Source organism: Pseudophaeobacter leonis, from assembly GCF_002087335.1.
In the GTDB taxonomy this organism is placed as follows: Bacteria; Pseudomonadota; Alphaproteobacteria; order Rhodobacterales; family Rhodobacteraceae; genus Pseudophaeobacter; species Pseudophaeobacter leonis.
Genome location: NZ_MWVJ01000016.1, coordinates 36,930 through 54,984, shown reverse-complemented (window position 1 = coordinate 54,984; position 18,055 = coordinate 36,930). Strand labels below are relative to the sequence as shown.

At 59.3% G+C, this 18,055-nt stretch carries 17 protein-coding genes, 1 tRNA gene and 2 pseudogenes; 13 read left to right on the top strand and 7 right to left on the bottom strand.

Translation table 11 applies throughout. The annotated features are described in order from the left end of the window. The first annotated feature begins 10 nt into the window (after nt 1–10). The 5 genes from B4968_RS05705 to ribD all read left to right on the top strand — a co-directional run bounded on the left by B4968_RS05705 (nt 11) and on the right by ribD (nt 3,385). A complete protein-coding gene (locus B4968_RS05705; RefSeq protein WP_241525597.1) occupies nt 11–424 on the top strand; it encodes a hypothetical protein in 414 nt (137 codons plus the stop codon). Nucleotides 425–633: 209 nt separating this feature from the next. Continuing rightward, nucleotides 634–1,020, top strand: a complete 387-nt coding sequence (locus B4968_RS05700; protein WP_241525596.1) for a hypothetical protein — start codon at nt 634–636, stop codon at nt 1,018–1,020. A 57-nt stretch (nt 1,021–1,077) separates the two neighbouring features. Then, nucleotides 1,078–1,497: a secondary thiamine-phosphate synthase enzyme YjbQ gene (locus B4968_RS05695; RefSeq protein ID WP_083097364.1), complete on the top strand. Its 420-nt coding sequence runs from the start codon at nt 1,078–1,080 to the stop codon at nt 1,495–1,497. 120 nt (nt 1,498–1,617) lie between these two features. Further along, nucleotides 1,618–2,088 (top strand): transcriptional regulator NrdR, encoded by a 471-nt coding sequence (nrdR, locus tag B4968_RS05690; RefSeq protein WP_083097362.1) that lies wholly within the window; start codon nt 1,618–1,620, stop codon nt 2,086–2,088. A 199-nt stretch (nt 2,089–2,287) separates the two neighbouring features. After that, nucleotides 2,288–3,385 carry a bifunctional diaminohydroxyphosphoribosylaminopyrimidine deaminase/5-amino-6-(5-phosphoribosylamino)uracil reductase RibD gene (gene ribD / locus B4968_RS05685; protein WP_277620924.1) on the top strand — a complete coding sequence of 366 codons (1,098 nt, stop codon included), beginning with the start codon at nt 2,288–2,290 and terminating at the stop codon, nt 3,383–3,385. A 48-nt stretch (nt 3,386–3,433) separates the two neighbouring features. Here ribD and B4968_RS05680 read toward each other — a convergent pair. From B4968_RS05680 to B4968_RS05670, 3 genes and pseudogenes are all read right to left on the bottom strand, one after another. Then, a pseudogene (locus B4968_RS05680) lies at nt 3,434–5,463 on the bottom strand (capsule polysaccharide biogenesis protein). A gap of 4 nt (nt 5,464–5,467) precedes the next feature. After that, the gene (locus tag B4968_RS05675; RefSeq protein ID WP_083097358.1) at nt 5,468–6,601 is read right to left on the bottom strand and encodes a polysaccharide biosynthesis/export family protein; all 1,134 of its coding nucleotides are present in this window, start codon (nt 6,599–6,601) and stop codon (nt 5,468–5,470) included. Nucleotides 6,602–6,696: 95 nt separating this feature from the next. After that, the gene (locus tag B4968_RS05670; RefSeq protein WP_083097355.1) at nt 6,697–7,989 is read right to left on the bottom strand and encodes a capsule polysaccharide biogenesis protein; all 1,293 of its coding nucleotides are present in this window, start codon (nt 7,987–7,989) and stop codon (nt 6,697–6,699) included. 352 nt (nt 7,990–8,341) lie between these two features. On the opposite strand from B4968_RS05670, the gene B4968_RS05665 reads away from it, so the two are divergent. Beyond that, nucleotides 8,342–8,929, top strand: a complete 588-nt coding sequence (locus B4968_RS05665) for a riboflavin synthase (RefSeq protein WP_083097353.1) — start codon at nt 8,342–8,344, stop codon at nt 8,927–8,929. 220 nt (nt 8,930–9,149) lie between these two features. On the opposite strand, the gene B4968_RS05660 is transcribed toward B4968_RS05665, so the two are convergent. Continuing rightward, entirely contained in the window at nt 9,150–10,202 is a 1,053-nt protein-coding gene (locus tag B4968_RS05660) for a proline racemase family protein (protein ID WP_083097351.1), read from the bottom strand. Nucleotides 10,203–10,432: 230 nt separating this feature from the next. On the opposite strand from B4968_RS05660, the pseudogene ribB reads away from it, so the two are divergent. The 5 genes and pseudogenes from ribB (at nt 10,433) to B4968_RS05635 (ending at nt 14,047) form a co-directional block, all read left to right on the top strand. Next, nucleotides 10,433–11,552 (top strand): annotated as a pseudogene (ribB, locus tag B4968_RS05655) (3,4-dihydroxy-2-butanone-4-phosphate synthase). A gap of 1 nt (nt 11,553) precedes the next feature. Next, entirely contained in the window at nt 11,554–12,105 is a 552-nt protein-coding gene (locus tag B4968_RS05650) for a 6,7-dimethyl-8-ribityllumazine synthase (protein ID WP_083097349.1), read from the top strand. Next, the gene (gene nusB, locus B4968_RS05645) at nt 12,102–12,584 is read left to right on the top strand and encodes a transcription antitermination factor NusB (RefSeq protein WP_083097346.1); all 483 of its coding nucleotides are present in this window, start codon (nt 12,102–12,104) and stop codon (nt 12,582–12,584) included. The genes B4968_RS05650 and nusB overlap by 4 nt, the downstream gene beginning before the upstream one ends. A gap of 346 nt (nt 12,585–12,930) precedes the next feature. Beyond that, a complete protein-coding gene (locus B4968_RS26045) occupies nt 12,931–13,302 on the top strand; it encodes a hypothetical protein (RefSeq protein WP_420916470.1) in 372 nt (123 codons plus the stop codon). Between the two features lie 289 nt (nt 13,303–13,591). Continuing rightward, the gene (locus B4968_RS05635; RefSeq protein WP_083097343.1) at nt 13,592–14,047 is read left to right on the top strand and encodes an MmcB family DNA repair protein; all 456 of its coding nucleotides are present in this window, start codon (nt 13,592–13,594) and stop codon (nt 14,045–14,047) included. Between the two features lie 99 nt (nt 14,048–14,146). On the opposite strand, the gene B4968_RS05630 is transcribed toward B4968_RS05635, so the two are convergent. Further along, nucleotides 14,147–14,335 (bottom strand): DUF6324 family protein, encoded by a 189-nt coding sequence (locus B4968_RS05630; RefSeq protein ID WP_083097340.1) that lies wholly within the window; start codon nt 14,333–14,335, stop codon nt 14,147–14,149. 91 nt (nt 14,336–14,426) lie between these two features. Between B4968_RS05630 and B4968_RS05625 the strand changes: the two genes are divergently transcribed. Beyond that, complete coding sequence (locus B4968_RS05625; protein WP_083097338.1) at nt 14,427–14,909, top strand: GNAT family N-acetyltransferase; 483 nt, start codon at nt 14,427–14,429, stop codon at nt 14,907–14,909. Between the two features lie 43 nt (nt 14,910–14,952). After that, a tRNA-His gene (locus B4968_RS05620) sits at nt 14,953–15,029 on the top strand. 312 nt (nt 15,030–15,341) lie between these two features. Here B4968_RS05620 and B4968_RS05615 read toward each other — a convergent pair. Continuing rightward, complete coding sequence (locus B4968_RS05615; RefSeq protein ID WP_139792596.1) at nt 15,342–16,403, bottom strand: hypothetical protein; 1,062 nt, start codon at nt 16,401–16,403, stop codon at nt 15,342–15,344. 298 nt (nt 16,404–16,701) lie between these two features. Beyond that, on the bottom strand, nt 16,702–18,045 hold the full coding sequence (locus tag B4968_RS05610; protein ID WP_083097427.1) for a TRAP transporter large permease: 1,344 nt from the start codon (nt 18,043–18,045) through the stop codon (nt 16,702–16,704). Between the last annotated feature and the right edge of the window lie 10 nt (nt 18,046–18,055).

Sequence of the window (18,055 nt, the reverse complement as noted above, 5' to 3'; positions counted from 1 at the left end):
TGAGGGTATTATGAAAAAACTATCTTTGGCAGTCTTCGCGGTCAGCCTCTCAGGCCTTGTCTTTGCCGGTCCGGTTTCGGCCTTTACCTCACGGGATGGCGCCCGCGTCAATCCGGTTTCTGATACGGTTTTTGAGGTGGTGCCGCGGGGCGGCGGGCTGGGTCGTAATTTCTGGTGCTCCGCAGGGGACTATGCCCATAGGGCGCTAAAGGCCCCCTGGCAGGCACAGCTCTATATCTTTCGGGAGCGTGGGCCCAGCGAGACGACAAACAGGCGTTCTGCGCTACAGTTTACCCTTCAGTCCAGCCTTGCCGGATCCCCTGCTGCAAACAGCTATGGCAGCGTCAACTCACTGGCGCGGGGCGACAATATGCGGGTGCGCGATGCGTTCAACTTTTGTAATCAATTGCCTGCGGGCTTTTGACGTTAGGCTCATTTGGCCGTTTGGGCAGATCCTGTTACACTCTGATCTCGACCGAAGTACTGCTGGGATGCTGAGGGGTGGGATGCTGAAAGCCGGGATGCTGAGGGCTGGGATTTAGAGAGCTGGGATTTAGTGAGCTGGGAGGCTGAACCTGTGGCACATATTGAAAGCAGCCGCAGGCTGAAAAAGACATTTTCGCAGCGGCTCTGGTGGCGCTGACCTGCTTTCCCTATAGCGCGCAGGCCTGGTGGGCCTGGAACCGTCACGAAGTGCTGCCGGTTTCCGAGGGTGTCTGGGAGGTTGTGAGCCGTGTCGGCTCCGGGGCGCAGGATTATTGGTGCGGCATTGGTGATTTTGCCTTAGGGCAGCTGCGCACCCAAGCGACCCAGCGGATCTATATCTGGCAGGGGATTGGCCCGTCAGTACACCGTCCCGGGCGCAAAGCAGTTCAGTTTTCCCTGACACCCCCTCCGGGCAGTGATACCACGCCGCGCCTGTCGTTGAGCGTAAAGGCACTGGGTGACAATCTGAATGCAGCGACTGCGCGGAGCTACTGCACGGACTGGTTCGAGGATCGGTTTTTCCGGCTTCATTGATCGGGAACGCGGTGGGTTGCTCTTGCGAAATCTTGCCTGCCGCGACAGATTTGATGCATGCAAAAGCAATTTGAAATTAGCACGCAGGGCCCGGGCCTGTATGAGTTCACCGCAGATTTACGGCACTGGCTGGCAGAGGCTGCAATCTCCTGCGGGCTTGTGACGCTGTTTGTCCGCCACACCTCCTGCTCTTTGTTGATCCAGGAAAACGCCGACCCTGAGGTCCAGGGCGATTTGCAGGCGTTTTTTACCCGCTTGGTGCCGCCGTCCGATCACCCTTCAATGCGCTATCTGCGCCATACTTATGAGGGGCCGGACGATATGCCCGCGCATATCAAGGCGGCGATGCTGCCCGTCAGCCGGTCTATCCCTGTCACAAATGCAGAGCTGGCCCTGGGCACCTGGCAGGGGGTCTACCTGTTTGAGCACCGCGAAGCACCTCATCGTCGCAAGGTTTTGGCGCATATCAGCCTTTGAGCCGCTTGATCTAGCGGTTGAATTTCTCCTCTACCCAATTCCTAGCGGCTGGCCTATAGTTGTGGATAAGTGTGCAGATTTTGGCACAAATGATAGGTATTGAGAAAAGGGGATCGGCAGATGCGCTGTCCGTTTTGCGGGAATATCGACACTCAGGTTAAAGACTCTCGCCCGGCCGAGGATCACGTATCGATCCGTCGGCGCCGCTTTTGTCCTGCCTGTGGCGGCCGTTTTACCACCTATGAGAGGGTCCAGTTGCGCGGTCTGGTGGGGGTCAAAACCAACGGCAAACGCGAAGATTTTGATCGCGACAAGCTAGAGCGCTCGATCCGTATTTCGATGCAAAAACGCCCGATTGACCCGGAGCGGATTGATCAGATGATCTCTGGCATTGTGCGCCGACTTGAAAGCATGGGCGAGGCGGATATCTCCTCGAGCAAGATCGGCGAGATCGTGATGGAGGCCCTGGCGCGGATTGATACCGTGGCCTATGTGCGCTTTGCCAGCGTTTACAAAAACTTCCAGGCGGCTGATGATTTTGAGGATTTTGTCCACGAATTGCGGCCACAGGTTCCTCCCGGAGAAGAGTGAACCCCACACAAAAGAGAGCGCTCTGTCGCGGTGCACAAGAGGTGACTGCGGCAGTATTTCAACGGACGAGGCTCAGCAATGCCCGGATCGCTACAGGTCCAATTGGAACAGGCCTGATTGACACGGGCCTGATTGATACAGGCCCGATCTGTATTGGCCCGATCCGGGTGTGAGGCTGACAGGAATTGGCGGACGAAACGTGACGCATACGGATACCAGGTATATGGCCCTGGCCCTGTCGCTTGGGCGGGGCGGGGAGGGCAATTGTTGGCCTAACCCAGCCGTGGGCTGTGTGGTGGTGCGCGAGGGGCGCATTGTCGGGCGCGGCTGGACCAAACCCGGAGGGCGTCCGCATGCCGAAACCGAAGCGCTGGCACAGGCTGGCGCTCTGGCGCAGGGCGCGACCGCCTATGTGACGCTTGAGCCCTGCTCGCATCAGGGCAACACTGCCCCCTGTGCCCAGGCCTTGATTGACGCTGGTGTGTCTCGGGCGGTCGCGGCGATCGGCGACAGTGATCCCCGGGTTTCGGGGCAGGGGTTTGAGATGCTGCGCCGCGCAGGAATCTCGGTCAAAACCGGGGTGTTGGCCGAGGAGGCCGCCCGTGACCACGCAGGATTTTTCTTCAAGACAGAACAGGGGCGCCCGCTGGTGACGCTCAAGATGGCCAGCAGTTTTGATGGGCGCATTGCCACCGGGACGGGCCAAAGCAAATGGATCACCGGACCAGAAGCCCGCCGTGCGGTGCATGCCATGCGGGCGCGGCACGATGCGGTCATGGTTGGCGGAGGCACGGCGCGCGCGGATGATCCATCGCTGACCGTGCGTGATCTTGGCGTCGCGCATCAGCCGGTGCGGGTGGTGATTTCGCGCCATCTGGATCTGCCGCTGATCAGCCAGCTGGCCCGCTCAGCGCGGGATGTACCGCTCTGGCTCTGCCATGGGCAGGGGGCTGATATGGAACGCAAACAGGCCTGGGAGGGCCTGGGCGCGCGTCTTCTGCCCTGTGCCAGTCGCGGCATACAACTGGACGCGCATGATATTTTGCAACAGCTTGGCAAGGCCGGGCTGACCCGGGTGTTTTGTGAAGGGGGCAGTGCCCTGGCGGCCTCGCTGCTTGCCTTTGATTTGGTGGACGAGCTGATTGGCTTTACCGCCGGGCTTGGCATTGGCGCTGAGGGCCTGCCCTCGATTGGCGCGCTGGGGCTTGGTAGTCTTGAGGCGGCCAACAGATTTGATCTGATTGAGGTTGGCCCGATTGCTGCGGATGTAATGCACCGCTGGCAACGCGCCAGCTGAGATTGGCTGTGAGGTTGGCGGAGATCGGCTGTGATGCGTCCGGTGTGTTCAGCCCCGCCGCCAAAGATGTGCATAGGTGGCAAAAACCCCCTGCAGTTTTGCCAAGGCCCTGTTGCCAAGGCCCGGATTGGGCTGAACGCCTGAGATCAAGCGCTCGACCACCACTTCGGGCGGGCAGGGCTGGCGGGTGATGGGGTCAAAGTAACGCGGATAGTCAATGAGGACGGCATGGGCGAGGCCCAGAAGCTCGGGGCGGGCCTTGCGCCAGGCGGGCGCTGTTCGTTTGTCCTGCGTCAGGCCCCAGCCGGCATAGAACGGCACGCCCAGCGGTGTTACCTTGACGCCCCGCAACAGGGCTTCGAACCCGAGCAGAGAGGTCATGGTCCAGACCTCCTGCACCATATCCAGCAGCGCCATGGGGTCGCTGTTGCTGGCCACCACATCAGCGAGGTGCTCTGGCACGATTTCCCCCGGACGCAGGCCCGCTTCGACATCCGGGTGGGGTTTGTAGATGATAACGGCCTTTGGGTTGGCTTTGCGGGTAGCGCGCAGCAGCGCGAGGTTGGTCTTGATGCGGCCGCATCCGGCCAGGATCGAGGCATCGTCTTCGATCTGCCCCGGCACCAGAATGCGATGGCCGGGGGGCGATCAGGCACCTCGCCGGTCAGGTTGTATGTTGACAGGCTGTTGCGGATCAGCTGCTGCACCAGCGCTTCGGCCCGCAGCGCCTCGTAGGGGCCGAGGTCAGCCCGTTTTGCGATCAGGTCATCCAGATCTGACGGCTGGCGCGGATCATAGTATATGCCCTGACGGTCCAGCACCAAAGACATCGGCGGCACCAGTTTGGCGCCCAACCCACGCGAGCGCAAAAAGCCATCTTCAACATGGGTGGCCCCGGCGTGGCTCTTGGTGGCCTTGCCAGCCCAGACCATCCAGTTGCGACCGCTTTTGCGGGCTTTTTCCGGCTCTTCAGTGAATTGCAATCTCTTCGTTTGACCAAAGAAGCCCTGCAGCGGCTTGCGCTTCCACAGCCGCATGCCAGAGGCCGTCCAGCCCGCCCTGTCCTGACGCCGGGCCCGGGCGCTGGCTTCAAGGCAGTCGATCACCCGCTCCAGCGCGCAAAGCCGGTTGGTGAAAGGATCATACCAGGTTGGATAGAGAAACATCGCTGCCGAAAACAACTGCGCCCGCGTCAGTTTGCGTTGCCGCCGCGTGACCGGGTCTTCGTCCTGGGTGAGGCCCCAGCCTGCATAAAAGGGCTGACCAAAGACGCGGGGTTTGTGGCCGGCAAGAATGGCCTCAAAGCCGAGCTGAGAAGAGACCGTGTAGACGGCAATTGCCCCCTCAAGCAGGGCCCAGGGCGAGACGGCGGCGCTGAACAGCGAGATGCGTCCCTGCGCGTCCTTGTCGGTGAAATGGCCGGGACGATGGCCTTCGCGCGTTTCCGGGTGAGTTTTGATCAGGATGCGGGCGCCGGGGCTCTCCTCCTGGGCGAAAACCAGCATTTCACAAAAGCGGGCACGATCCGCCCTAGACGCCGTGACCGATGCATCCCCGCGCAGCTGGTCCACCACCAGAACATAGCCGGGGTCCGGAACTGGCGCCTCGGGAGAAAAGCTGTTGTATTTGCTCAGATGCGCGTCCTGCAAACGACCAATGGCGTTGCGGGCACGCCGCATCATATGGCTGTCATCCAGCGGGTGAGTGGCCAAAAGCTCTTCCAGATCGGAAGGGGCGGAGGGGTCGAAATACAGCCCCTTGCGGTCCAGCAGCAATCCCAGCGGCGGCTCGCCTGAGCGGCCCGGGTGGATGGAACGCAGAAAGGCGTCTTCGACCCGCAGCAGTTTGGCGCCGTGTTTTGCCAAACTGCTGCGGCCGCGATGCGCGGTGGGAGAGTTGCCCCATATGCCGACATAATCACCCGTCTGCGGCAGGCCGAGGCGGATTTGATAGCCAGCCAGGCCAAGGATGCGCCGCAGCCGCGTTTGGGTCAGAAACCCCCCATTGTAAACAAAAAGCCGAGAGCCCTGGCCCCCGGCTTTTGATGTGATTTTTGATGTGGCTGATGAGCCGGTCATACCATTAGCTGCCAAACAGGGTTTGGACGCTGGCAAGCGGTGTCAGCGGGCTGGCAAGCAGCGAGATCGTCTTGGTCCACTGGGCGTAGGGTGCTTCGGTGACATAAAGCGTGTCCTCGTCACGCACCACAAAATCGCGGGCGACGAACAACCCGTTTGGCTGGGTCAGGTTCAGGACATAGACCATGCGCTGCGCACCGATAAGGTCATCGCGTCCCAGCACCTGATTGGCAATTTCTGCGGGCTCATTGCGAAACACAAAGACGCCGGTCGGGTCAGAGGTGGTTGAGATCAGGCCGCCGACCTGTGCAATCGCTTCCAGAGCGGAGAGGTCCTGGCTCTCAAAGGCGACACGTGCCTGCGCGCTGGTGGCACCAAGAGCGGTAAAGGAACGGCTGTCGGCTTCAACCAGAATGCGGTCGCCGCCGCGCAGGGCGATGTCCAGCTCTGGGTGCTTGAACAGATCCTGGAACCAGATCTTGCCCTGTTGTGATCCCCGGATCACGGTGATCTGGGCAATCTCAGGCTCAATCGCCACGCCGCCGGCCCGGGCCAGCATAGTTGACAGAGTCCGGGTTGGGCGCTCAATGGCATAGACGCCCTGACCGCCAACCGCGCCGGTCAGGCTGACGGTGGAGCCATCACCCGCCACGCGGCGCACCTGCACCTGTGGGTCCGGGGTCTGGTCTTCTAGCTTTTTGGTGATGACTTCGCGCAGCTGATCGGGGGTGTTCCCCGAGGCGCGCAGGCGGCCAGCATAGGGCACAAAGATATAGCCGGCACTGTCGACCTGCACTTCTTCGAGAGCGGTGGCATTGGTGGCTTCGCTTGCCAGCAGACCGTCGTCGACGTTTTCCCAGATTGTCAGGCCCAGCACGTCGCCCGGACGGATGGTGTCTGATGTAAGGCGGCCGGCATTGACAAAGCTCTCTGAGAACCCGAGGGCGGGAACAACAGCCGTGGCGCGGGTCACGCGGTCATTGACGGATACGATAAAGGCATCGCCTTCTTTTTGCACGGATCCGGCGAAAATTTCACGTTTATTGGGGCCGACTTTAGGCAGACTGCAAGAGGCGGCCAGCGCCAGTGCAGCCAGAATCGCAAAGGGCCGTGCCCAGCGAAGGGGTACGTTTTTCACTGCTCGGTCTCCTCGACCTATTATTATTCTGCCTCAGTTTTTTAGCCAGACTAACGCGGTATCAGGAGAAAATCCAGTCTTGCGAGAGGTTTCGCTCACCGGACCAGGGATAACTGTTGCCGCGGAGCCGCTGTGCCATGACGCAGGGCATCATAGGGGTCATGCGGGCTGAGCATCATGTCGACCACATGGCGCAGCAGTTGGCGCCGACCGGAGCGAGAATAACACCCGCCTGGAACCTGTGAGGTCTCCAGCAGATAGCGGCGGTAGTCCTTGTAGGCGCGATTGTCAGGCCGGGCCGGGGTGGCAAAGAACTGCGCCAGGGTCTGGTCCGAGGTGAACTCCTCTTTGTCATAGACGGCCGCGCCAAAGTTTTTGAGCGGAATGCCCCCCCACAAAACCTGCTGGCCGGCCGTAGAGTTGACGGTGACGGCAGTCCGGGCTTCGTTCAGCAGCTCGGCAAGCTTGCCGCCACGCACATAGTGGACGCGGTTCTCTATGCCATGGGCCTTCGCCAGACGGCGCAGCTCGCGGCGGATCGGGCTGCGGCCATCTTCCAACGGGTGGGCCTTGATTACCAGATGGTGGTGGCGCGGCGCGCCAGCGGCAAACCCGGAGAGGACCTCGGCCAGAAAATCGCCCATGCTGTCAAACGGTGAATGCATCTGAAACGAGCTGTCGTGTTCCAGCTGCAAAAGCGCCAGATGATAGGGGAAACCCCCATTGCGAATACGGCGGGTGGCGCGGCGCCGCTCGAGGGCCTGCAGCGGCATCAGCAGCAACCGCTTGAGGTAGAGCTGGAATTCGCGGGTGACCGGCAGGGCGCGATGCGGCTGAAAGTTGCGATAGCTGCGGTTCCAGAACATCACAAACCAATGATACAGCGCGCCGTAAAACACATGCTGGCGCATATCGCCCCAATGGGACGGCGGCAGGGGTGCCTCCAGATCCGAGCGTTCCAGTGCGGCCTGCATCTCGCTAACGGTGGTCTGCATCAGGCGTGAATTTCCGTTAGAGCCATCGCGCTCATAGGTGACCCAATAGGGCCGCAGGTAGCCCTCTTCAAAAACATGGACCTGAAGGCCCAGGGCCTTGGCGGCGGCTATGGCCTGGGCATGGATCGGGCGGGTGTCGCCATAGAGCACGATATCGGTGATCTGTTTGTCGCGACAGGTTTGTTCAAAAAAGGCGGGCCAGTCTGAAATCTGCCCGCGAAAGCCCAGATAGCTGCGTTTGTTGCGCCAAAAGGTCTGATCGCCTGCGTTGAACCCGATGCGCCAAACAGCACATCCTGCGGTGCGCAGCATCTCTCCAAGGCCGTTGAAAAACGGTCCATGTGGTCCCTGCAGAAACAGGAAGGCGCGTTGATCTGGAGTAGGATGTTGCATGTTGGGACAGCACAAGTTGGGTCGGGGTCAGTGAAATATAGCGCCGGACTAGGGCGAAACTATGACTGGAGCGACCGGGCCCGGTTAGATGGCAATAGCGCGGTGGTGCTTTCAGGGCAATTAAGATGCGCCGACAAGAGCTGGTTTGGCCAAATCATCCAGTCCATTCTGATCCGGGCCAGTCTGGTCCAGTCCAGTCCGGGTTTTCGGGGTCTTGTGAAGGCTGGCCGCCTCGGCTACCTCTGGGCGGGAAATTCGCATTCGTCGCCACGTCCCAACCGTCGCTAGGTCCCGCCCCAAACCACGTCCCCGACCTAAGCCACGTCCCCGACCCAAGCCCAGGAGAGGCCCCATGTTCACCGGTATCGTCACTGACATTGGAACCATTGCGCAGCTGGACCAGCAGGGTGATCTGCGCGCCCGGATCACAACCGGATATGATACCAGGGGCATTGATCTTGGGGCCTCGATTGCCTCGGATGGGGTCTGCCTGACGGTGATTGAGCTGGGGGCGGATTTTTGCGATGTGCAGATCTCGGCTGAGACGGTTTCCAAGACCAATATCGGCGCCTGGAAGGTTGGCAAACGGGTCAATCTGGAGCGGGCCTTGAAGGTTGGCGATGAGCTGGGAGGCCATATCGTTTCTGGCCATGTGGACGGGGTTGCCGAGGTGGTGGCCTTGGTTGATGAGGGCGACAGCACCCGCGTCACCCTGCGGGCGCCAAAAGAGCTGGCACGGTTTATCGCCCCTAAGGGCTCGGTGGCGCTGAATGGCACCTCTTTGACTGTTAACGCGGTCGAGGGCTGTGAGTTTGGCATCAATTTCATTCCCCACACCAAAGAGGTCACCACCTGGGGCGATGTGGCGCTGGGCGATCAGGTGAACCTGGAGATTGATACGCGTGCCCGCTATGTCGCACGGCTGCACGAGGCGGGATAGCCCTGGCTGGATTACGCTGGCCGGATAGCCCTGGCCGGATAGTCCTGTGAGCTGAACTCTGCAGAGGAAAAAGGCCTGGCAACCGTGTCGGGCTTTTTTATGTTTGGGGCGTCATTTTGCGCGTTCGCTCAGGAAGCAGGGGCTCCCGCCCAGTTCGATTGAATCAAAGATTAAATCGCCCCGGTTGGGCCGGGCGCGCGCCGCTGTCGCGGCGCGCGCGTCACCACATATCGCCAACGGTGTAGCCCCTGGGGAAGGGGTCGCTGGGGTCTAGCGTGTAGGAGGCGAGGCTGTAGATCCAGCCCTGACCTGAGAGGCTGGGCACGATGGCCGGGTAAGGGCCAACCTGGGTGGTCTCCAGAATGCGCCCTTTAAAGGTGGTCCCCAGCGGGCCTGCGTTGACATAATCCTCGCCAATCCCCAATTGTCCGCGCGCGTGCAGAACGGCCATTTTGGCGCAGGTGCCGGTGCCGCAGGGAGAGCGGTCGAGGATGCCGCTGGCCTCTTGCGGGCGGGCGGGGTCAAACCTGCCCGTCGAGATGGTGATAGCGCCGCGGCCATGGGTGGCGGGATCCTGCGGCGCAGCCCAAAGGTTGGTGATGCTGGGGCCCGTGATCGCCGGGTTGTCCGGGTGGCTGACGGGCAGCTGTTCGGCCGTGGCGTGGCGGATGGCCTCGCTGATCCGCACGATCTCGGCGCCGTTTTCAGCGCTGGGGTCCAGCCCGATCATGGCGCTGTCAATCAGCACAAAGAACATGCCGCCCCAGGCGACGTCCACTTTGAGGGTGCCAAGGCCTGCGACCTCGACCGGCGCATCCAGATGCATGGCAAAGGCCGCGACATTGCGAAAGGTTACCCGGGTCACCTTGCCATCGCGACAGTCGGCGCGCACCTTTATCAACCCGGCCGGAGCCTCCAGAGTGAGCTCGGTCACCGGCTCGACCATGCGCACAATTCCGGTTTCCAACAGCACAGTGACCACGCAGATGGTGTTTGAGCCAGACATCGGCGGGTATTCCCTCTGCTCAAAAATAATAAAGCCTGCGTCCGCATCCGGATGGCAGGGCGGCACGATGGCATTGCCGCACAGACCTGGGTTGCCGCGTGGCTCACGTAGCATCTGCAGGCGAATGTCATCATGGTTTGCCGCCATATCCTGCCTTTTCTCAAACACAGTTGCGCCGCGCAGCAGGGGCATGCCGCCGGTGATGACACGGCCAGGTTCACCCTCGGCATGGGCGTCCACGGCCTGAAGAATGCGGGATGCGCGCATGGGCTGGCTCTCCTGTTGATGCATATTGTATCCAATTTAGCCCTTTTGCCCCAGTTCAGTCTAGCCAGTTCAGTCTAGCCCGCTCAGTCCAGCCAGTTCAGTCTTGGCGCCCTCTTCAGCCTGAGGGCTGCGGTTTGTGGGGCTGGCATTTGCAGGCTGGGTGGGCTATTTCGCTCAGGTAACCTGCCGGGCGATGGCGCCCTGAGGCATGCGTATCGAAAGGCTGTAACATGAGCTTTGAAACACCGGGACCCGTCGAGGCCCGTTTGCGCGCGGCGATCAGCCCGATTGAAGACATCATTGCCGAGGCCCGCGCGGGGCGGATGTTCATCTTGGTGGATCATGAAGACCGCGAGAACGAGGGCGATCTGGTGATCCCGGCACAGGCTGCCGATGCTGCTGCGATCAACTTTATGGCCACCCATGGGCGCGGGCTGATCTGCCTGACGCTGCCTGCCGAGCGGATCGAAGAGCTGGGCCTGCCCATGATGGCGATGCACAACTCGTCGCGCCACGAGACCGCCTTTACCGTGTCGATTGAGGCGCGTGAGGGCGTCACCCTGGCATTTCCGCGACGGATCGTGCGCATACCGTGGCCACGGCGATTGATCCTGGCAAAAGCTCTGCCGATATCGCCACGCCGGGCCATGTCTTTCCGCTGCGGGCACGGCGCGGTGGCGTGCTGGTGCGGGCAGGGCATACCGAAGCGGGCTGTGATGTGTCGCGTCTGGCGGGGCACTACCCGGCCTCGGTGATTTGCGAGATCATGAACGAGGACGGCACTATGGCGCGTCTGCCTGACCTGGTGGATTATGCCGCAACGCATGGGCTGAAAATCGGAACCATCTCGGATCTGTCACCTACCGGTCGCGCAATGACAATCTGGTTGTCGAAACCAGCCGCAGCACGGTCACGTCGGAATTTGGTGGCGACTGGGAGATGCGGATCTTTACCGACCAGACCCACGGGGTTGAACATGTGGTGCTGATCAAAGGCGATATCACCACTGCAGGCCCGGTGCTGACCCGGACCCATGCGTTGCACGAAGCCTCGGATATTCTGGGCCTTGGCCCCAAACCGGTGCGCGAGCTGCCCCGCGCCATGGAGCTGATCGCCGCTGAGGGCCGCGGTGTGGTCTGCCTGTTCCGCGAGCCGCGCCATGCGCTTTATGCGCCCGAGGACGACGGGCCGCGCACCATCAAGCAAACCGGCCTTGGCGCACAGATCCTGTCGAAATTGGGGGTTGAGGAGCTGGAGCTTTTGACGGATTCGCCTGCGACAACCTATCTTGGCCTCGACGCCTATGGCCTGTCGATTACCGGCACCCGCCCCATTTTGAAGGACACGTAATATGGCCGGACACGAACAGCACTATATCATGCCACGCGCAAGTTTTGAAAAGCCGGTGAAACTGGCCATTGTCATGTCGCCCTACTACAAAGATATCGCCGACAATATGCTGGCGGGCGCCGTTGCCGAGATCGAGGCGGCTGGCGGCAGCTATGAGGTGGTTCAGGTGCCTGGGGCGCTGGAAATTCCCACGGCAATCGCCATTGCGGACGGTAGTGCTAACTTTGATGGCTTTGTGGCGCTGGGCTGCGTCATTTGCGGCGAAACCACCCATTATGAAACGGTCTGCAACGACAGCAGTCGCGCCATTCAACTGCTGGGTCTGCAGGGGCTCTGCATTGGCAATGGCATCCTGACAGTCGAGAACCGCAAACAGGCCGAGGTGCGCGCCGATCCCGGTGATCAAAACAAGGGCGGCGGAGCTGCAGCTGCGGCCTTGCATCTGATCGCACTGACGCGTAAATGGGGCGCCCAGACCAAGGGAGTCGGCTTTAAGGCGCCTTCCGAAGCCATTCTGCTGGCTGGCACAGAAAACGGACCCCGCACAGCATGACCAATTCTGACGCAGCCCCCAAGGGCAACGGCAAGACCCAGATGAAATCAGCAGCCCGGCTTTATGCCGTGCAGGCGCTGTTTCAGATGGAGCATAGTGACCAGACCTTTGACAAGGTGATCGCTGAATTCGAAAACCATCGGTTTGGGGCTGTCTATGAAGACGACGAAATGGCCGAGGGCGACACCACCCTGTTTCGTAAGTTGTTGAAAGATGCCGTGAATTTTCAGGCACCGATCGACCAGATGACGGACCGGGCGCTGGTGGCGAAATGGCCCATTGGCCGTATCGACCCCACCCTGCGGGCCTTGTTCCGGGCTGCCGGAGCCGAGCTGACCCAGTCAAAGACCCCGCCCAAAGTGGTGATCAACGAGTTTGTTGATATTGCCCGCGCCTTTTTTCCTGAAGGCAAGGAATCGAAATTCGTCAATGGCGTGCTGGACCATATGGCGCGTGAGGCAAAGCCCGAAGCCTTCTGAAACAGCTCTGCTTTTTGACAAAAGAAAAAACGCGCTGCATCACTGTGGCGCGTGTTTCTTTATCCTGTCCTGTCCTGTCCTGTCCTGTCCTGTCTTGGCAGGTTTGGTGATCAATCGCGTCGAGGGGGCCGGATTGGCCGGCTTTCGGGCGGCTGCGCGGGTTGCATTAGGCCAAAATCCACCTATATGCGCAGAAGCGCTGGACCTCACGGGGCGCAGTGCTAAGCTCTTTTGTGAAAATGAGTGAGGATATCATGCCCAAACTGGTGAAGCTCTACATCAAAAACGTCATTATCATTTTGCGATTTCGGCGGGTTTCGTCGCGCTTTTGCTCTGGTTTAATGTGATGAACCTCTGGGGGTTGGTCAGCCAGTCAAGCGATGGAATTCTGGCAGTGTTTTTGCTGTGGTTCATGAATGGCATCGTCTTTGCCGGTGTGCAGTTTGCCTATGTGATCATGTCCATGGCAGGCAATGACGGCGGCCCTCGTCGCGGAACACCGGTGGTGAGCCAGCTCAAACCGATCCGGGTTGCGGTTGAGGCCCAAAAAACCCGCTCGCACCAGAATCGCCGCGGCGTTGAAGGGAGGCGCGGGCTGGCCTGCCGAGGTGGCCAGTTAGAATTATCTGGCAAAGCGCCAGGGACGTTTAGAATAGAAAAACCCGCGCTCTCAGCACTGAGGCGCGGGTTTTTCTCAGCCTTCTGGCAGAAACTGTGACGGGACCACCAAACAGACGTGCGGTTTTGATTCCCGGGGACCTGTATGTACAGGTGGGCGCCAGATAAACGGACCAGGGTCCGAACAGAGCCAGCTCCCGTGGAATTGCTTAAGGCCACTGGAATGCTGCCGGTCACTGAAAGGGCAGAACCCGCCACGCTTCTCAGGTAGTCCTCCGCCTGCGGTAAATCAAGGGGAAGAGAAGGCAGGGCTGTCCGGAGGCGACAAAAACCTGTGTAGTACCTTCCCTAGGCTTGTAATTTGTTTCCCTTTTGTTCACGTTGGGGCCATGACTGAACTTCTGCAACCCGGACAGCGTCTTGCCCGTGGCGTATCACGCCATCTCACCGCCCTTGGCTTCTCCTCGCTGGAAGAGTTCGTGCCGACGCGGGGGCTACGGGTAGATGTTGTGGGGCTGGGGCCCAAGGGGGAGCTCTGGGTGATCGAGTGTAAATCCAGCCGCGCCGATTTTCAGTCTGACAGCAAATGGCAGGGATATCTTGAGTGGTGCGACCGGTATTTCTGGGCCGTGGATATGGATTTCCCGGTTGAGCTGTTGCCAGAGGCGAGTGGGGTGATCATTGCTGATGACTATGATGCAGAGGTGATCCGCATGGCACCAGAGGCGAAACTGGCCGCTGCCCGCCGCCGCAAACTGATCCAGAAATTTGCCAGGGACGCGGCGCGGCGTCCGCAAACCCTGCGCGACCCGCGTCCTGGTCTGGACGGACAGTGGGTGGTCTAGTGGAACTGTCTAGGGGGCGGCCAGTGGGCGGTCTAATGGATGGACCAGGCCTCTGCGTGACGTTGGTATCCCCTGAACCCAGCCCATAGGGCCGTTTCGTTAGCCCGCTACAAGACGCGCGGCCTGGGCCGCTGCACGCAGCTCATCTGCAATTTCTTCGGCCTCTTCAGGTTCAAAATCCATCGGAATCTCGACCCCCTCGGCCTCGATGAAAAGGCGCACCATACCCTGATCGGTCGGGCCGATCTGCATGTTCGCCTCGATATCGCGTTCGCTATTGATACCCATTTTGCACTCCTGCCGCAGCGATGTATTGCTCGTTTCTGGTGCTAGCCCGCAAAAGCTTGAAACGCAAGCGGGCTCTGGGTTTTGATAGGGTATGACAGATGTAGCCCTGCGCCGATTCGTACCGACAGATTGCCAATGGCTGGTGGCGCGCCACCAGGATGTTTATACGCGGGAGGAGGGGTTTGATATGACATTTGGCCCCTTGGTTGCCGATATTTTGCAGAAATTTTGTGAGTCGCATGATCCAGCCTGTGAACAGGGTTGGATTGCGCACCGCGGCGGCGACCGGTTGGGGTCTATTTTTTGCATGCGTCAAACTGCACAAACTGCAAAATTGCGCCTGTTTCTTTTGACCCCCGAGGCGCGCGGCCAGGGCCTCGGAAAGCTGTTGTTACGCCAATGTATGGATTTTGCACGCGGGTCCGGGTATCGCGACATGCAGCTTTGGACCCATGAAAGCCACCAGGCCGCCTGCGCGCTATATGCGGCTTTTGGATGGCAATTGGTTGCCAGCAAACCCGTGCACTCGTTTGGTCAGGATTTGATCGAACAAAGCTGGGAACTTGTGCTATAATCCTCTTGCGCTTTGGTTTTCTCTAGGCTAAATCGCCCCCAGTGCCGCCTTAGCTCAGTTGGTTAGAGCGCCTGATTGTGGATCAGGAGGTCGCCCGTTCGAACCGGGCAGGTGGTACCATTAAAACAATCCCCCCGACAGTTTTCAAAATCGAGTTGCAGAGTTCCTTCCTCGCAATGGACTCTCGTCCGACGGAACTGCTGAGGCGATCTACAGTGTTTGCGCCTTCTGACCCTGATCTGGAGTAACGATCAGTGGTTTGAGACTGCACAGGTTGGGCCGCGTCGCTGGTTTCGCATCCCATCAGTCGATATGTGCAACACAGCCGATAGGGGCTGACAGCAGCGCGGTGTCTTCGACTGTTGAGGGCATCGCCAAGGGGGCTGTGAGCCTGCAGCGGCAGAGCATTTGGTCACGCGGTGCGTGTCGCGGCTATCTCAGGGTTGAACCTGTTGTCGCCTCCAGGGTTTGCCAGACATCTTTTTCAATGTTTTTTATGTTATTGACGTAAACGTCTCTCTGGAATTCTGGCATGAGCCGATAGGACAGAATTGACATAGTTGCATTTGCTTCGAAGAGTACAAATTCAGTGTCTGATTTCCAGCCGATATCCACTCCGAAAAAATCAAGGCCAACTTTTTCCCGAATGGATTTCCCCAACTGTTGCAGCTTTTCCCATTCGCCTGCGTGTTTAAGAATTCCCACTTCTTTTTGAACCATCGCCTCATCTCTTTCAACAGAATGGATGAGCCAGGAGGATCCAAAAAGAATGTGTCTCAAACGCACCCCAGATGGCGTTATGGATAGCCTCAGTTTTCGCCACTCATTATCTGAGCTTTGAAAGTCCACCCATTGCGTCATGAATAAATTGCAGCCACCCCAGGGAATGGAGTAGATTTTATCCCACTCATTTTTAGACCCTATGAACAAGAGATTTTGCCCCGTTTGTGACCCGGAAGGCCGTATCAGGACTGGGTATTCAAACCCTCCACGCTGAAAGGCGTCTTGGAAATGGTTTGGATGGGTGGCACGAAACCGAATGCATTTCGGGGCCGTAAGGTGCTGAATACCCGAGAGGGTTTCCGATATTTTGTCACGGCGTGTACCCAGGACTGCATTGGGGTGGTTAAATATTTTCGTTTCAGAACCCGCAGTTTTTTCAGCCAGAAACTTAAGGGCATGGGGGTATCTGTCCGGATCAGCCAAATTGTTGACAATCCACTTTTTACGTCCAATCCGCGGTTCACCCGACGTGGAATGCCACATTTCGCGGGATTTGTTTGCGAGAACACGTTTCATTTCTGCCGTAAAGATGGTGCGGCCAGGCCAAACTAAACTGGGAGACAATTTTCCCTTCTTTAAAAGCGTGGTGATCTGATGGTTTGTTGGAATTGCACTAAATACCAGGCCGTCATTTGGTCGATCTGAAGAGTTCGATCGAGATGGGCTCAGTTTTCTGTTTTTTGTGGTCAGAGCCGCCTTGGATTTTTTCATACGTGCAATCTCTAAAAAGGTGATCTGTTGAGCATTTTACAGGGCGGGGGAGGTGGATGCGCAATCTAAAAATGTGTTTTCAATGTTCGGGTACTCGTCATGCGCATTCCAGCGCGAGGGGAGCGACGACTTAGTATGCGATCAGTGGGAAGGCCACAAGTCGTCGCTGCGACGTTCTGTCGTTGCAAGACAGGCGCGTGGTTTTCCAAGCACTTTGGGCCTCGCTCTTCAGGTGTTTCGAAGGGGCTGCAACAGGCGGAGTGCGCCGCGCAGCAATCCAGCTGTGATCACGCGCCGATCACGAGCCGATCAAGCGCGGCAGCCAAAAGACCAGGCCCGGCACTGCCAGCAGAACGATCACGCGCAGCAATTCGGCGGCAAAGAAGGGGAGAACCCCCAGGAACGTATCGCGCATCGGGACATCCTTTGTCTGCGCCGAGATGATAAAGACGTTCATGCCGACTGGCGGCGTGATCAGGCAAAGTTCGACCACGATCAGCGCCAAAATGCCAAACCAGATCTTCAGATCTTCGGTCGTCATGCCAAAGGGGCTGTCGGCGGCCGCGACCCAGTCCCCGCCGTTGATCTCTACCAGGACAGGCCAGAAAAAGGGGATCGCTAGGAGGATCATTGACAGGCTGTCCATCAGGCAGCCGAGCAGGATCAGCGCCGTCAGCAACAGGATTAGCGTGGTCATGGGCGCAAGACCTGATCCGGCCATCATCTCTGCCATGGCCTGCGGAACACCGCCGCGTGCCATGAAGATCTTCAGCAGTTCCGCGCCAAGCAGGATGAGAAAGATCATGCCGGTGGTCTTCGCAGTCTCCAAGAGTGCGTCGCGCGTCTCGGCCAGCGTCAGTTTGCGGCGCAACAGGCCGATCAGGGCGACCATGACCACACCCGCAGCGGCGGCGGGGGTTGGGTTGAACAGGCCAAAGTAAAGACCGCCGATCACCGCTGCAAAGACAACCAGGACCGGAAATATGTTCATGGTCGCCACAAGGCGTTCGTCGCGTGTTGAGCGTTGCCCGGCAGGGCCCGCGCTGGGGACCAGACTGGTATAGGCAAAGATGGTCAGCATGAAAAAGGCGACAGCGATCAGGCCCGGCAGAAGGGCTGCCATGAACATGGTGACCACATTTGCCTCGACGATGATCGCATAGATAATCAGCACGACCGAGGGCGGGATCGGGATGCCCAGCACGCCAGCGGCTGCAACGGTGCCGGTAGCAAGCCGGTTGGAATATTTGTATTTCCTGAGCTCTGGCAATGCCACGCGTCCCATTGTTGACGCGGTCGCAAGGGAGGATCCGCAAACCGCGCCAAATCCAGCGCAGGCTGCAATTGCTGCCATGGCGACGCCGCCTCGCATCCAGCCCAGCCAGGCATTTGCTGCCCGGAACAGATCGGCAGAGAGGCCCGTGCGCGAGGCGATGGCGCCCATCAGGATAAACAGCGGCACCACAGACAGATCGTAGGTCGAGAATTGCGCGTAGGCGAGATCCTTTAGCTGGTTCAGCACGATAGGCCAGCCGTTGAGCATGGCCGTGCCAATGCCGCCGACAAAGATCATGGCATAGGCAATCGGTATCCGGATGCCGATCAACACTACAAGAACACCGAGGCCCGCAAGGCCGATCATAAGGTTATCC

What these genes read in the sequence shown, in the direction of transcription:
- B4968_RS26045 (WP_420916470.1), top strand. Translation starts at nt 12,931, where the DNA reads ATGAACCTCTGGGGGTTGGTCAGCCAGTCAAGCGATGGAATTCTGGCA.
- nrdR (WP_083097362.1), top strand. Translation starts at nt 1,618, where the DNA reads ATGCGCTGTCCGTTTTGCGGGAATATCGACACTCAGGTTAAAGACTCT.
- B4968_RS05650 (WP_083097349.1), top strand. Translation starts at nt 11,554, where the DNA reads ATGGCCGGACACGAACAGCACTATATCATGCCACGCGCAAGTTTTGAA.
- B4968_RS05630 (WP_083097340.1), bottom strand. Translation starts at nt 14,335, where the DNA reads ATGGGTATCAATAGCGAACGCGATATCGAGGCGAACATGCAGATCGGC.
- B4968_RS05695 (WP_083097364.1), top strand. Translation starts at nt 1,078, where the DNA reads ATGCAAAAGCAATTTGAAATTAGCACGCAGGGCCCGGGCCTGTATGAG.
- B4968_RS05665 (WP_083097353.1), top strand. Translation starts at nt 8,342, where the DNA reads ATGTTCACCGGTATCGTCACTGACATTGGAACCATTGCGCAGCTGGAC.
- B4968_RS05615 (WP_139792596.1), bottom strand. Translation starts at nt 16,403, where the DNA reads ATGAAAAAATCCAAGGCGGCTCTGACCACAAAAAACAGAAAACTGAGC.
- B4968_RS05625 (WP_083097338.1), top strand. Translation starts at nt 14,427, where the DNA reads ATGACAGATGTAGCCCTGCGCCGATTCGTACCGACAGATTGCCAATGG.
- B4968_RS05635 (WP_083097343.1), top strand. Translation starts at nt 13,592, where the DNA reads ATGACTGAACTTCTGCAACCCGGACAGCGTCTTGCCCGTGGCGTATCA.
- B4968_RS05670 (WP_083097355.1), bottom strand. Translation starts at nt 7,989, where the DNA reads ATGCAACATCCTACTCCAGATCAACGCGCCTTCCTGTTTCTGCAGGGA.
- B4968_RS05705 (WP_241525597.1), top strand. Translation starts at nt 11, where the DNA reads ATGAAAAAACTATCTTTGGCAGTCTTCGCGGTCAGCCTCTCAGGCCTT.
- B4968_RS05610 (WP_083097427.1), bottom strand. Translation starts at nt 18,045, where the DNA reads ATGATCGGCCTTGCGGGCCTCGGTGTTCTTGTAGTGTTGATCGGCATC.
- B4968_RS05660 (WP_083097351.1), bottom strand. Translation starts at nt 10,202, where the DNA reads ATGCGCGCATCCCGCATTCTTCAGGCCGTGGACGCCCATGCCGAGGGT.
- nusB (WP_083097346.1), top strand. Translation starts at nt 12,102, where the DNA reads ATGACCAATTCTGACGCAGCCCCCAAGGGCAACGGCAAGACCCAGATG.